The organism is Streptomyces sp. NPDC087845, assembly GCF_044742755.1.
In the GTDB taxonomy this organism is placed as follows: Bacteria; Actinomycetota; Actinomycetes; order Streptomycetales; family Streptomycetaceae; genus Streptomyces.
Genome location: NZ_JBIUVC010000007.1, coordinates 388,238 through 401,806 on the forward strand (window position 1 = coordinate 388,238; position 13,569 = coordinate 401,806).

The following is a 13,569-nucleotide window of genomic DNA, read 5'->3' on the forward strand; positions in this document are numbered from 1 at the left end:
GAAGCGACAATCCGGACATGGATGCATTCCACTTCCGCAGCCGTGTGCGCCAGGTGCTGCTGCCTCTGACCGCAGGGCTCTGCGCCATCGCCCTGGTGAGCGGCTGCTCGGACACGAAGTCCGATTCATCGAAGGCCGATCCCTCCGCGTCTCCCCCCGCTCCCCGGAACGCCGCTGATCTGCAGAGCGATTACCAGACCGTGATCAAGAACGTGCTGCCGTCGGTCGTGCAGATCGAGGCCGCCAACAGCCTGGGCTCCGGCGTCGTCTACGACTCCAAGGGCCATATCGTCACCAACGCCCATGTGGTCGGTGACGAGAGGACATTCAAGGTCACCGTAGCGACCGGCGAAAAGGTACTGAACGCCTCGCTGGTCACCTCCTATCCGGAACAGGATCTGGCCGTCATCAAGCTGGACAGCGTTCCGAAGGGGCTGAAAGCGGCGAAGTTCGGTGACTCGGAGAAGGTCGAGGTGGGACAGATCGTGCTGGCGATGGGCTCGCCGCTCGGGCTGTCCTCCAGCGTCACCCAGGGCATCGTCTCGGCGCTCGGCCGGACCGTCAGCGAGAGCCGTGCGGGCGGTGGCACGGGCGCGACGATCGCGAACATGGTGCAGACCTCGGCGGCGATCAACCCGGGCAACAGCGGCGGTGCGCTGGTCAACCTGAACAGCGAGGTGATCGGCATCCCGACGCTGGGGGCGATCGACCCGGAGATGGGTGACAGCGCGGCACCGGGAATCGGGTTCGCGATCCCCGTCTCGATGGTGCGGACGGTCGCCGATCAGATCATCAAGAGCGGCAAGGTCACGGACTCGGGCCGGGCGGCGCTGGACATCATCGGACGCACGGTCGTCGACACGAACTACCGGCCGGCCGGGGTCGCGCTGGTCAGCGTGACGAAGCGCGGCGCCGCGGACAAGGCGGGGCTGCGGGTCGGCGACATCATCACGGCGCTCAACGATCTGCCGGTCACGACGATCACGTCCCTGTCGGAGGCGCTGGCCTCGGACAAGCCGGGCCAGAAGGTCACGGTGACGTATCTGCGCAACGGGGCGGAGAAGACGGCGCGGGTCACCCTGGGCGAGATCTAGATCCCGGCCGCGGGAACACCCTCCGTCGTCCGTACGGGCCGGTCCTTTACGGACGGACGACGGCGGAGAGCCGGGTCGCCGCGTACGGGCGCGGGCCCCGGCCGGTCTCGTACGGACGGAACGCCGCCGCCCCGCGGGCGCGGATCCCGGCGGATCTCAGCCGTACGGGCCCGGGAGCGCAGCCCACGGGCCCGTACGTCGCTCGCGTGTGCGGGGTCGGATCAGCCCTGGTCCGCCTGGAGGCTCATGGGGCCGTAGATCTTCGTCGAGTCCTCGAAGAGCGTCGCCTGGTCCGCCCCGCCGTCGAGGAGTTCCTTCCAGTACTCGCCGATCCAGGACTCCGCATCACCCTGCGTGGTGAATTCCTCCGGCTGCAGGGCCGGCTCCGTCTCCGTACCGTCGGACTTCTCGAACCGCCACGTCCACGCCATGTCCGCCTCCTGGGTCGCTTTGCTGCCCGCAGCCTAGTGCCTCCCACCCGTGCGGGTACGGGGTCTGCGCCCGCCCGGACACCCCCCCAAGTCGCGCACCCGTGGCGCGGACGCGGCAGGATCGGAGGCGTGGAACTGACTCTGCTCGGCACCGGAGCCCCCGACGGGCTGCCGCGCCCCGAATGTCCCTGCGCCGCCTGCGCCACCGCCCGCGGGGCGCGCTCGCGGGCCGCGACCGCCGTGCTGGTCGACGACGCGCTGCTGCTGGATCTCACCCCGGGCGCCGTGTTCGCCGCAGCCCGTGCGGGGCACTCGCTCACCGGCGTACGGCAGGTGCTGCTCACCCATCCGCACGACGGGCCCGCCGTGGAGCTGCCCGCCGGGCTGCCTCCGGCGGGACGGGTGCCGGACGGGCGGGAACTGACGCTGATCAGCGGGCACCGGGTGCGGGCGGTGCCGATGGACGCGCCGGGCACGGGTTACGAGGTGACCGCGCCGGAGGGCGTACGGCTGCTCTACCTGCCGCCCGGCGCCGCGCCCTCCGGCCTCGCGGACCCGGCGCCCCAGCCGTACGACATGGTGGTCGGCGATGTGGTCGGGCGGCCGGACGCGGTGGCGCGGCTGCGGGCCGTCGAGGCGATCGGCCCCACCACGGAGATCATCGCCGTCCATCTGGGCCACGACGCACCGCCCGGCGGGGAGCTGGACCGACGGCTCGCGGCGTCCGGCGCGCGCGCCGTGCCGGACGGGACGACGCTGGTGGTGGGCGAGTACCACGCGGCGTTGGAGGTACCGCGGCGCACGCTGGTGACGGGCGGTGCCCGGTCGGGGAAGTCCGTGGAGGCCGAGCGGCGCCTGGAGACGTTCCCCGAGGTGGTGTACGTGGCGACCGGTGGACGCAGGGAAGGGGACGCCGAGTGGGCGGCCCGGATCGGGCTGCACCGGGAGCGCAGGCCCGCCGCCTGGCGCACCGAGGAGACCTGTGAGCTGGTGGAACTGCTGGGGTCGGACGGGCCTCCGCTGCTGATCGACTGCCTGTCGCTGTGGCTGACCGACGCGATGGACCGGGTGCGTGCCTGGGACGACGCGGCGTGGGCGGACGGCGGCGAGAGCGCGCTGCGGGAGCGGACCGCCGAGCTGGTCGCCGCGGTGCGCGGGACGCGGCGCACGGTCGTCGCCGTGACCAACGAGACGGGCTCGGGAGTGGTGCCCGCGACGGCCGCCGGGCGGCGGTTCCGGGACGAGCTGGGCCGGTTGAACGCCGCGTTCGCCGACGAGTGCGAACAGGTGCTGCTGGTGGTGGCCGGGCAGGTGCTGGTGCTGCGCGGCTGACCGGAGCACGCGAACGGAGACGCGGGAACAGGAGGAGCGGACATGGCACGTGTGCGACCGATGCTGAGCGGGGTTCCCGAGACCTTGCTGTGGACGCTCTACAACCGGGCGTACGAGGCGGGGCAGCGCTATCCGGTGCTGGACGACCCGATGGCGCTGCGGCTGATGAAGGATCTGGACTATCCCTTCGAGGAGCGGTTCGGGCGGCCGAACGCGTTCCACTCGCAGGCCCAGGGGCTGCGCTCGCGCTGCTTCGACCTGGCCGTGCAGGGCTACCTCGCCGACCGTCCGCAGGCCACCGTGGTCGCGCTCGGCGACGGCCTGGAGACCGGTTTCTGGCGGGTCGACAACGGCCGGCTGAACTGGCTGAGCGTGGAGCTTCCGGAGGTCGCCGAGCTGCGGCGGGCGCTGCTGCCCGCCTCCGGCCGGCTGCGCACCCTGTCCCGGTCGGCGACCGATCTGTCCTGGCTGGACGAGATCGAGGATCCGGAGGGCCGCGGTGCGGTCGTCACGACGCAGGGGCTGCTGATGTACCTGCCTCCCCCGGAGGTGCGGAGGATCCTGGCGGCCTGCGCCGAACGGCTGCCCGGCGGCGTCCTCGTCCTGGACACGATGGCGCGCTGGCTGGCCAGGGGCACGGTGGCCGGCACCTCGAAGGCCGGCGGGATGACCATTCCGCCGATGCGCTGGGCGATGAACCCCGGCGAGCGGCACAAGCTGCGCGGTGCGCACCCGGCGATCACCGAGGTACGGGCGCTGCGGCTGCCCCGGGGGCGGGGCGCGATGGGCGAGCTGATCCGGCTCCAGTCGATGCTCCCGGGGCTGCGGACCCTGACACCCGCGATGACGCAGCTGCGGTTCGGATACGGGTCCCCGCACTGACCGGGCGTCAGAAACGCTGCGGGTACTGTTCCGCAGTGAGCCCGCCGCCGGGCTCACCGGCCCACTCCACGTATCGACCCGCGAGGCAGACCCCCGTGAATCTGGACGACTTCTCCGACCTGATCGAACGCCCCGACGGCGGCGTACGGCGCGACGCCGAGGAACGCCGGGAGCGCCTGATCGTTCCTCCGGGCGCCCTCGGGCGCCTGGACGAGCTGGGCGAATGGCTCTCGGCCGCCCAGCAGTCCGTACCGGTCAAGGCGATCGAGCAACCGCGTGTGGTGCTCTTCGCCGGTGATCACGGGGTGGCCGCACTGGGTGTCTCCGGCCGCCCGGCCGGGAGCGCGCACGAGCTGGTGAGAGCCACGCTGGACGGCGCGACTCCGCTCGCCGTGCTGGCCCGCCGGTTCTCCGTACCGGTACGGATCGTCGACGCCGGTCTGGACTGCGACCCGGAGCTGCTGCCCGAGTCGGTGGTACGCCACCGGGTGCGGCGCGGCAGCGGCCGGATCGACGTCGAGGACGCGCTGACGGCCGAGGAGGCCGAGCAGGCGGTGCGCCTGGGGATGGCGATCGCGGACGAGGAGGCCGACTCGGGCACCGACCTGGTGGTGCTCGGCGATCTGAGCGTCGGCGGTACGACGGCCGCCGCCACGCTGATCGCGGCGCTGTGCGGCACGGACGCCTCGGTGGTCACCGGACGCGGTGGCGCGGGGATCGACGATCTGGCCTGGATGCGCAAGTGCGCGGCGGTCCGGGACGCGCTGCGGCGGGCCCGGCCGGTCCTCGGTGATCAGCTGGAGCTGCTGGCCGCGGTGGGCGGTGCGGACCTGGCGGCGACGACCGGGTTCCTGCTGCAGTGCGCGGTGCGCAGACTGCCGGTGATCCTGGACGGTGTGGTCTCGGCGGCCTGCGCGCTGGTGGGTCAGCGCGCGGCCTTCCGGGCACCGGACTGGTGGCTGGCGGGTCAGGCGAGCGGCGAGCCGGCGCAGGCCAAGGCCCTGGACCGGATGGCGCTCAACCCCTTGCTGGACCACGGCGTCATCGTCGGTGAAGGAAGTGGGGCATTGCTCGCACTTCCGCTTGTTCGGGCCGCGGCCGCGCTGGCGGCGGAGCTGCCCGAGCGCCCATCTGTCGCCGACGAGAAGGACGGCGCCGGCGAAGAGGCCGAGGGAAGCGACGCGGACGGCGACGCGACCGGCGGCTGACGGACCCGGCACAGCTGCGGCCGCCGAACACCGGCCGCAGCGCAGCCCCCTCCCGCAGCGCGATGCACCATATGATCGCTTTTCATGGGAGAGGTCCGATTGGCCACCGACGAAACCGGGCGAGACAGCACCCGTGCACCGAGCACCGACCGGTCGCGGCGCAGTGCCGCGTTCGCCATCTGGTATCTGCGCGTGGTGTCGTTCATCAATTTCCTGAGCGCCGTCTGGGTCAGCTTCGGCAATGATCTGCGCCGCCACAACACCGCGAACTACTTCACCCCGTACCTGCTCACCGCAGGCTTCTCCTCCGGGGTGGTCGCACTCTTCCTCGCGATCACCATGCGCCGCCGCAAGCGGGCCGCCTGGATCGTGAACATGGTGGTGAGCAGTCTTCTGCTGCTCCTCTTCGCCCTGGTGATCCCGTTCCCGGAGGTCCGGCAGTACCCACAGAACTGGATCTCGCTGGCGCTGACCGCCGTATTCGTCCTGGCGCTCGCCCTCGGCCGGCGTGAGTTCTACGCGAAGGGCGACCGGTCCAACCCGAAGCTGGCGGCCGCCGTCGCGGCCGGCGGCCTGCTGACCACCTCGCTGATCGCCGCGGGCCTGGTCACCCTCACCAACACCGCGCACGACGGCTTCCGCTCGTCCTTCCTGGACCGCTGGCGCTACGGCGCCCTGCGGCTGGTCTCGATCGCCGCCAACGACACCGGTTTCCCCGGGATCCACACGCCCGGCTGGGTCAACGTCACGATCAACATCCTCTCCACCCTGCTGCTGATCGCCGTCGTGTACGCGGCGTTCCGGTCCCGCCGGGCCGTCGACCCGATCACCCCCGAGGACGAGGCGCGGCTGCGGGCGCTGCTCGACAAGCACGGCGACCGGGACTCGCTCGGCTACTTCGCGCTGCGCCGGGAGAAGAGCGTCGTCTGGTCACCGACCGGGAAGGCCGCCGTCGCCTACCGGGTGGTCGGCGGGGTCTCGCTCGCCTCCGGTGATCCCATCGGCGACCCGGAGGCCTGGCCGGGGGCGATCGAGCCGTGGCTGGCCGAGGCCCGCGAGCACGGCTGGATCCCGGCGGTGATGGGGGTGAGCGAAGAGGGCGGCACCGTGTACGCGCGGCACGGCCTGGACGCCCTGGAACTGGGCGACGAGGCGATCGTGGAGACCGCCGAGTTCACCCTCGAAGGGCGGGCGATGCGGACCGTGCGCCAGGCGTACAACCGGGTCGGGCGCGCCGGGTACGAGGTGACCGTGCGCCGGCACGCCGACATCCCCGACGACGAGATGGCGGAACTGGTGCGGCGCGCCGACGACTGGCGCGACGGGGCGACCGAGCGCGGCTTCTCCATGGCGCTGGGCCGGCTCGGCGATCCGGCCGACGGGCAGTGCGTGATGCTCGAATGCCGCGACGCACCCACCGGAAAGGACGGCGCGGACGCCGAAGAGGGCGGCGCGCCCGGCGAGTTGCGCGCCGTGCTGAGCTTTGTGCCGTGGGGGCCGAACGGCCTCTCGCTGGACCTGATGCGCCGCGACCGGGACTCCGAGAACGGCCTGATGGAGTTCATGGTCATCGAACTCCTGCAGCGCGCCGAAGAGATCGGGATCACCCAGGTCTCACTGAACTTCGCGATGTTCCGGTCCGTCTTCGAGCGGGGTTCACGACTCGGCGCCGGACCGGTGCTGAGGCTGTGGCGCTCCATGCTCAGCTTCTTCTCGCGCTGGTGGCAGATCGAGTCGCTCTACCGCGCGAACGCCAAGTACCGACCGATCTGGGAGCCGCGCTTCATGCTCTTCGAGAAGAGCTCCGACCTGCTGCGCATCGGCCTCGCCGCGGGCCGTGCCGAAGGGTTCCTGGAGGCGCCCGGTCTGCCCAAGTGGCTGCACCGCTCGCACCTCGGGGCCGGTGGATGAGACCCGTACGGGCGCTGCGCGGGGCAGCCCGTCACGAATGGGGTCCGCTCGTCGTCACCGTACGCGCGGGGCTCACCGCCTCCCGGCTGCGGGCGGTCCCGATGACGCTCGCCGCGGTCTGCCTGACGGCGCTGCTCCACGCCGTGCAGAACCAGGCGTGGGGCTTCGGCGCGGTGCGCGAACTCGGGGCCGTACGGGCCGAGGACCCGCTGTGGCAGGCCCTGCTGCGTACCCCGTTGTCGCTGTTCGTCCCGGCGCTGGACCTGCCGGTGTGGGGCGCGCTGGGGCAGATCCTGATGGTGTTCGGGACCGCCGAGATCTGCCTGGGCCGGTGGCGCACGCTCATGATCGCGTACACCGCGACGCTGGCCGGGACGCTGTACGCGCGGATCGGCGTCGCGCTCGGCCCGGACGGGCTGTTCGGGCTGCCCGCCACCGACGCCCGGATCGTGGACACCGGCCCGTCGGCGGCGGTGGTCGGTCTCGCCGTCTACGTGTGCTGCCTCTACCGGGCCTGGTTCACCGGGGCGCTGGTGATCGCGGCGATGGCGGTCGAGATGGTCCTCAAGAACAATCTGGCCGGCAAGGAGCATCTGGCGGCGATCGCCGCGGTGCTCGTGCTGTGCGCCGTCACGGTGAGCCGGCACCGGCACCGGGATCTGCGCCGCCGGGATCAGGGTTTGCGTCCGGAGACCGGAGCCCGGTCCGGTGCCCCGCCGATCAGGTCCTGAAATCTGCGCCGCGGGCCCATCCAGCGCACATCGTGGTGGTAGGCGCGCAGCACCGCCCGGGCACGGGCGCGGTGGCGGTTGCGGTAGAAGCGCCTCGCCCACATCGAGGTCGGCCGGGCCAGCCGGATCGCCCCGATCAGCGCGACGAACGGGACGAGGGTGCCGACGACGGCGAGCCGCGCCTTGCCCTTGAACAGGGAGATCAGCACGAAGCAGAAGTTGATGGCCAGGGTCAGGACGACCCCGAGCCTGCCCTGCTGCTCGTCACTGCTCAGTTCGTTCACGCCGAGCGGTGAGAATCCGGCCAGGACCAGCAGCACCAGCGCCGCGGTGAGGACCACGACCTCCACGCTCTGGCGGCCCTCCTCGGTCCAGTACACGTCGTCGAGGTGGAGGATCAGGGCGAACTCGTCCAGCACCAGCCCCGCGCCCGTGCCGAAGATCACCGCACAGACCCCCGCGGTCACCCCGTGGCGACTACTGGCGACCGCCCCGAAGCCGCCGACGACGCTCAGCACCACACCGGGCACCACGTGGTGGACATGCACTCCGCCGGGCGTGATGTTGCGGAACGGCCCCTTCCCCGCCCTGATCATCCGGGTGATGAACCGGGTGACGGCGAAGGTGAGCACGAAGGCGGCCAGGGCGAGGAGCAGCGGCAGCTTCCCCGGCTCGACGATGTTCTGATCGAACCAGTGACCCATGCCACCCACTCCTGATAGGACGCTTTTGCCATGGTCTGTCGTGTTACGACCAATCTATCGGTCCGTCACAGCGATTAGCCTGCGCGCCGTGACCTCCCTGAACAGCCACGGCCTGCGCTTCGCCTTCGGCACCCTGACCGTGCTTCCCGTCCGCGTCACCCGCTGGGACCGCGGTACCGCCCGTACCGGGATGATGTGCGCGCCGCTCGCCGGTCTCGTCGTGGGGATCCTCGCCGCGGTACCGGGCGCCCTGTCGCTGCTGCTCGGCTCCGGTCCGCTGCTCGCCGCGGTCGCCTCCGCGGCCGTGCCCGCGGTGCTGACCAGGGGGCTGCACCTGGACGGTCTCGCGGACACCGCCGACGGCCTGGGCAGCGGCAGACCCGCCGACGACGCCCTGCGGATCATGAAGCAGTCGGACATCGGGCCGTTCGGCGTGATCACCCTGCTGTTCGTGCTGCTGGCCCAGGTCGCGGTACTCGACCAGTTGTACGGGCAGAGCTGGGCGCGCGGCGCGGTGGCGGCGGCCGTCGCCGCGGTCACCGCCCGGCTGGCGCTCACGCTGGCCTCCCGTCAGGGCGTACCGGCGGCCCGTCCGGAAGGGCTGGGCGCGGCGGTGGCCGGGACGGTCACGGTGCGGGCCGCGGTGGCGGTCGGGGCCGTCGCGGTCGCGGCCTGCGCGGGTGCCGGGGCGCTCTTCGGCGGGTACGGGGCGCTGCACCACGCCCTCGCCGCCCTGGCCGCGCTCGGCGCCGCCCAACTCCTGCTGCGGCACTGCGTACGGCGCTTCGGCGGGGTGACCGGCGATGTCTTCGGCGCGCTGGCGGAGACGGCGGCGACGGCGGCCCTGGTGGTGCTGGCGCTCGGTTAGGGCCGTACGTTTCTAGGTGCGCGCCTCGGGGCACGCCTGGCGCCACACACCCAGTTCGTACTTCTTCCGCAGCGAACTGAGCCCCAGCCGCTGCGACGCGGCGCAGAACCGGGCGACCGGCAGTTCGTACTCCACGTGGAAGACGGCCTTGCCCGCCTTCACGAACGGCGTGAGGGCCTCGCACTCCTGGTACTGCGCGCACTGCTCGTTGACCGCGAAGTCGAAGTCCGGCACCAGTTCCGGGATCTGGCCGAGGTCGTTCTTCAGGCCGACGGCGAGTCCGTGGCGGTGGGCGATACGGGCGATGAGCCGGTTGTAGCGCACCTGGTCGGCGGCGGTCAGCGGGAAGCCCGTGCGGTTGCGGTAGCCGTCCATGTTGTCGGGTTCCACCGCGTCGAAACCCTTCTTCGCGCACATCGCGATCCGCGCCTCCATCAGCGGCCCCAGGACGTCCGTGCGGCGGATGTCGAGCCACCGCTCCCCCTCCCAGCCGTTGCCCTTCCCCCGCACCGAGGCGGGGAACTCGCCCGCGTCCGGGCGGAAGTCCTCCCAGGCGCCGGTGGAGAGGTAGCAGATCACCTTGCGGCCCCGGCGGTGCAGATCGGCGACGGCCGGGGCCTCGTGCTCGAAGCCGTCGATGTCGTAGACCGGGACGTCCACCGTGGGGTCGAGCCGGCCGGAGAGCTGCCACTGCCAGCCGATGCCCGGCTCCGGCCGCCAGTGGCCCCGCGGGCCCTGTTCCGGCGCCGAGGTGCAGCCGGTCAGCAGGACCAGCAGCATCAGCACGGTGACCGGCAGCACCGTTCCCGGTCGCGCCGGGCGCGCAGCCCCGCGGACGTGCATGGTTCTCCCCCCGTAGGTCCAACACCGGCAACGACCCTACTTCCACGGTCCGTTCCCGTCGCACGGGCCCGGCTCCCGCCGCCCGGAACCGCGGCCGGGACACCACAACAGGCCATCGACGGCCCGCCGCCGTGATCCCGCAGCAATGGCGCGCGTAGGCTCATTCCCGGCACATTGCGGCGGCGTCTACGATGCGCCGGGCACGGTCGGCCCACCCCTCGACCGACAACGAACTCAACGGAAGCGAGATTTCACCACCGTGACTGCTCTCACTCTCAGCACTGCCGGTGCGGCGACGCTGCGCGCCGACGCACTCGTCGTCGGCGTCGCCAAGGGCGCTGGATCCAAGTCTGGGGACCTGGTCCTCGCACCGGGCGCCGAGGCCGTGGACAAGGCGTTCGACGGAAAGCTCGCCACCGTCCTGGAGGCCCTGGGCGCCGCAGGTGCCGAGGGCGAGGTGACCAAGCTCCCCGCGCCCGACGGCCTCAAGGTCCCGGTCGTCATCGCGGTCGGCCTCGGCCCCGTCCCGGAGAAGGACGCGGCGTACGACGCCGAGGCGCTGCGGCGGGCCGCGGGCGCGGCCGCCCGCGCCCTCGCCGGTGCGAAGAAGGCCGGCTTCGCGCTGCCCATCGCCTCCGCCGAGGACGCCGGGGCGGTCTCCGAGGGCGCGCTCCTCGGCGCGTACGCCTTCACCGCGTACCAGGGCGGCGAGGACAAGCTGGCCCCCAAGGGCAAGAAGAACGGCAACGGCCCGAAGGGCCCGCTCGGCGAGGTCGCCCTGCTCGGCGCCAAGCCGCGCGACAAGGCGTTCAAGGCGGCCGCCGACCGCGCCCTCGCGGTCGTCGAGGAGATCAACCGCGCCCGCGACCTGATCAACACCCCGCCGAACGACCTGTACCCGGAGTCCTTCGCCGCCGTGGCCACCGCCGCGGGCAAGGAGCACGGCATCAAGGTGCAGGTCCTCGACGAGAAGGCGCTCGTCAAGGGCGGCTTCGGCGGCCTGCTGGGCGTCGGCCAGGGCTCGACCCACGGCCCGCGCCTGGTCAGGCTCGCCTACACGCACCCGAAGGCGGAGAAGACCCTGGCCCTGGTCGGCAAGGGCATCACCTACGACTCGGGCGGCATCTCGCTGAAGCCGGCCGGCCACAACGAGACGATGAAGTGCGACATGAGCGGCGCCGCCGCCGTGTTCGCGAGCGTCGTCGCGGCCGCCCGTCTGGGCCTCCGGGTCAATGTCACCGGCTGGCTGGCGCTCGCCGAGAACATGCCGTCGGGCAACGCCACCCGCCCCGGTGACGTGCTGCGCATGTACAGCGGCAAGACCGTCGAGGTCCTCAACACGGACGCCGAGGGCCGGCTCGTCCTCGCCGACGCGCTGACCCGCGCCTCCGAGGAGAACCCGGACGCGATCGTCGACGTGGCGACCCTGACCGGCGCGATGGTGCTGGCGCTGGGCAACCGCACCTTCGGCATCATGGCGAACGACGACGCCTTCCGGACCTCCATCCACGAGATCGCCGAGGAGGCCGGCGAGGCCTCCTGGCCGATGCCGCTCCCCGCCGACCTGCGCAAGGGCATGGACTCCCCGACCGCCGACATCGCCAACATGGGCGAGCGGATGGGCGGCGGCCTGGTGGCCGGTCTGTTCCTGCAGGAGTTCGTGGGCGAGGGCATCGCCTGGGCGCACCTGGACATCGCGGGCCCGGCCTTCCACGAGGGCGCACCGTACGGCTACACACCGAAGGGCGGCACCGGTTCCGCGGTCCGCACGCTGGTGAAGCTGGCCGAGCGCACCGCGGCCGGAGACCTCGGCTGAGGTCACGGCTGACCTGCGGCCCCGGGCATACGTCCGGGGCCGCAGGTGTTCTCCTCCTGGCATCGCGGCACTGATCCGGCCGTTTTCGCTCTCAACGAAATCCGTACGTCTCTACGCAGCGGTAACCACGCGAGACGGATGATCATCCGTCTCAGACCCGGGCCCCGCGTCCCGCCCACCGTCAACAAGTGCGAAGATGGGTTCTCGGCAGGACAGGGCCCCCACCACAGGGCCGAATAACAAAAGCGGCCGAACACCAGCCGACCGGCCGGTCATCCCCCAGCGACGGGGCCCGGCGTACGGCGCACATGCATGGAGGACGTGACGTGGCGAACGACGCCAGCACCGTTTTCGACCTAGTGATCCTCGGCGGTGGTAGCGGCGGTTACGCCGCGGCCCTGCGCGGAGCGCAGCTGGGCCTGGACGTCGCTCTGATCGAGAAGGGCAAGGTCGGCGGCACCTGCCTGCACAACGGCTGCATCCCCACGAAGGCCCTGCTGCACGCCGGCGAGATCGCCGACCAGGCGCGCGAGGCCGACCAGTTCGGTGTCAAGGCCACCTTCGAGGGCATCGACATCGAGGCCGTCCACAAGTACAAGGACGACGTGATCTCGGGCCTGTACAAGGGTCTTCAGGGTCTCATCGCCTCGCGCAAGGTCACCTACATCGAGGGTGAGGGACGGCTCTCCTCCCCCACCTCGGTGGATGTGAACGGCCAGCGTGTCCAGGGCCGCCACGTGCTGCTCGCGACCGGCTCCGTGCCGAAGTCGCTGCCGGGCCTGGAGATCGACGGCAACCGCATCATCTCCTCGGACCACGCGCTGAAGCTCGACCGCGTCCCGAAGTCCGCGATCGTGCTGGGCGGCGGCGTCATCGGCGTCGAGTTCGCCTCGGCGTGGACCTCCTTCGGCACCGACGTCACGATCATCGAGGGCCTGAAGCACCTCGTCCCGGTCGAGGACGAGAACAGCTCGAAGCTTCTTGAGCGCGCCTTCCGCAAGCGCGGCATCAAGTTCAACCTCGGTACGTTCTTCCAGAGCGCCGAGTACACGCAGGACGGCGTCCGCGTGACCCTCGCCGACGGCAAGACCTTCGAGGCGGAGGTGCTGCTGGTCGCCATCGGCCGCGGCCCGGTCTCGCAGGGCCTGGGCTACGAGGAGGCCGGCGTCGCGACGGACCGCGGCTACGTCCTGGTCGACGAGTACATGCAGACCAATGTGGACACCATCTCGGCCGTGGGTGACCTGGTCCCGACGCTCCAGCTCGCGCACGTCGGCTTCGCCGAGGGCATCCTGGTGGCGGAGCGGCTGGCCGGTCTGAAGACCGTTCCGATCGATTACGACGGTGTCCCGCGGGTGACGTACTGCCACCCCGAGGTCGCCTCCGTGGGCATCACCGAGGCCAAGGCCAAGGAGCTCTACGGCGCGGACAAGGTCGTCGCTCTGAAGTACAACCTCGCGGGCAACGGCAAGAGCAAGATCCTCAAGACCGCGGGCGAGATCAAGCTCGTCCAGGTCAAGGACGGTGCCGTGGTCGGCGTCCACATGGTCGGTGACCGTATGGGCGAGCAGGTCGGCGAAGCCCAGCTGATCTACAACTGGGAAGCGCTGCCCGCCGAGGTCGCGCAGCTGATCCACGCACACCCGACGCAGAACGAGGCGATGGGCGAGGCCCACCTGGCCCTGGCCGGCAAGCCCCTGCACTCCCACGACTGATCAGTCGACCGGGCGCGACGACCGACCACTTCCG

General features: G+C 71.6%; 12 protein-coding genes. 9 read left to right on the plus strand and 3 right to left on the minus strand.

Features of this window, described 5'->3' with window-relative positions; genetic code table 11:
• Positions 1-17: 17 nt before the first annotated feature.
• Positions 18-1,094, plus strand: coding sequence for a trypsin-like peptidase domain-containing protein (locus ACIOMQ_RS20730; RefSeq protein ID WP_362204362.1), 1,077 nt, complete (start codon positions 18-20; stop codon positions 1,092-1,094).
• Between the two features lie 221 nt (positions 1,095-1,315).
• On the opposite strand, the gene ACIOMQ_RS20735 is transcribed toward ACIOMQ_RS20730, so the two are convergent.
• Positions 1,316-1,525, minus strand: a complete 210-nt coding sequence (locus ACIOMQ_RS20735; protein ID WP_362204359.1) for a hypothetical protein — start codon at positions 1,523-1,525, stop codon at positions 1,316-1,318.
• 129 nt (positions 1,526-1,654) lie between these two features.
• Between ACIOMQ_RS20735 and ACIOMQ_RS20740 the strand changes: the two genes are divergently transcribed.
• The 5 genes from ACIOMQ_RS20740 to ACIOMQ_RS20760 all read left to right on the plus strand — a co-directional run bounded on the left by ACIOMQ_RS20740 (position 1,655) and on the right by ACIOMQ_RS20760 (position 7,589).
• A complete protein-coding gene (locus ACIOMQ_RS20740; RefSeq protein WP_401264818.1) occupies positions 1,655-2,857 on the plus strand; it encodes a bifunctional adenosylcobinamide kinase/adenosylcobinamide-phosphate guanylyltransferase in 1,203 nt (400 codons plus the stop codon).
• 42 nt (positions 2,858-2,899) lie between these two features.
• Positions 2,900-3,739 carry a class I SAM-dependent methyltransferase gene (locus ACIOMQ_RS20745; protein ID WP_401757941.1) on the plus strand — a complete coding sequence of 280 codons (840 nt, stop codon included), beginning with the start codon at positions 2,900-2,902 and terminating at the stop codon, positions 3,737-3,739.
• 95 nt (positions 3,740-3,834) lie between these two features.
• Entirely contained in the window at positions 3,835-4,947 is a 1,113-nt protein-coding gene (gene cobT / locus ACIOMQ_RS20750; RefSeq protein ID WP_401264824.1) for a nicotinate-nucleotide--dimethylbenzimidazole phosphoribosyltransferase, read from the plus strand.
• An 84-nt stretch (positions 4,948-5,031) separates the two neighbouring features.
• On the plus strand, positions 5,032-6,858 hold the full coding sequence (locus tag ACIOMQ_RS20755) for a phosphatidylglycerol lysyltransferase domain-containing protein (RefSeq protein ID WP_362204347.1): 1,827 nt from the start codon (positions 5,032-5,034) through the stop codon (positions 6,856-6,858).
• Positions 6,855-7,589, plus strand: coding sequence for a hypothetical protein (locus tag ACIOMQ_RS20760; RefSeq protein WP_401264827.1), 735 nt, complete (start codon positions 6,855-6,857; stop codon positions 7,587-7,589). Before ACIOMQ_RS20755 ends, ACIOMQ_RS20760 begins: the two co-directional genes overlap by 4 nt.
• Here ACIOMQ_RS20760 and ACIOMQ_RS20765 read toward each other — a convergent pair.
• On the minus strand, positions 7,532-8,293 hold the full coding sequence (locus ACIOMQ_RS20765) for a hypothetical protein (RefSeq protein WP_362204341.1): 762 nt from the start codon (positions 8,291-8,293) through the stop codon (positions 7,532-7,534). The two genes, ACIOMQ_RS20760 and ACIOMQ_RS20765, sit on opposite strands and share 58 nt — an antisense overlap.
• 88 nt (positions 8,294-8,381) lie before the next feature.
• On the opposite strand from ACIOMQ_RS20765, the gene ACIOMQ_RS20770 reads away from it, so the two are divergent.
• Entirely contained in the window at positions 8,382-9,161 is a 780-nt protein-coding gene (locus ACIOMQ_RS20770; RefSeq protein ID WP_402189747.1) for an adenosylcobinamide-GDP ribazoletransferase, read from the plus strand.
• 12 nt (positions 9,162-9,173) lie between these two features.
• Here ACIOMQ_RS20770 and ACIOMQ_RS20775 read toward each other — a convergent pair whose 3' ends face one another.
• On the minus strand, positions 9,174-10,004 hold the full coding sequence (locus ACIOMQ_RS20775; protein ID WP_401264831.1) for an endo alpha-1,4 polygalactosaminidase: 831 nt from the start codon (positions 10,002-10,004) through the stop codon (positions 9,174-9,176).
• 259 nt (positions 10,005-10,263) lie between these two features.
• Here ACIOMQ_RS20775 and ACIOMQ_RS20780 point away from each other — a divergent pair, with 259 nt between their 5' ends.
• Complete coding sequence (locus ACIOMQ_RS20780; RefSeq protein WP_362204332.1) at positions 10,264-11,820, plus strand: leucyl aminopeptidase; 1,557 nt, start codon at positions 10,264-10,266, stop codon at positions 11,818-11,820.
• A 326-nt stretch (positions 11,821-12,146) separates the two neighbouring features.
• Positions 12,147-13,535: a dihydrolipoyl dehydrogenase gene (gene lpdA, locus ACIOMQ_RS20785; RefSeq protein ID WP_402189750.1), complete on the plus strand. Its 1,389-nt coding sequence runs from the start codon at positions 12,147-12,149 to the stop codon at positions 13,533-13,535.
• Positions 13,536-13,569 lie beyond the last annotated feature (34 nt).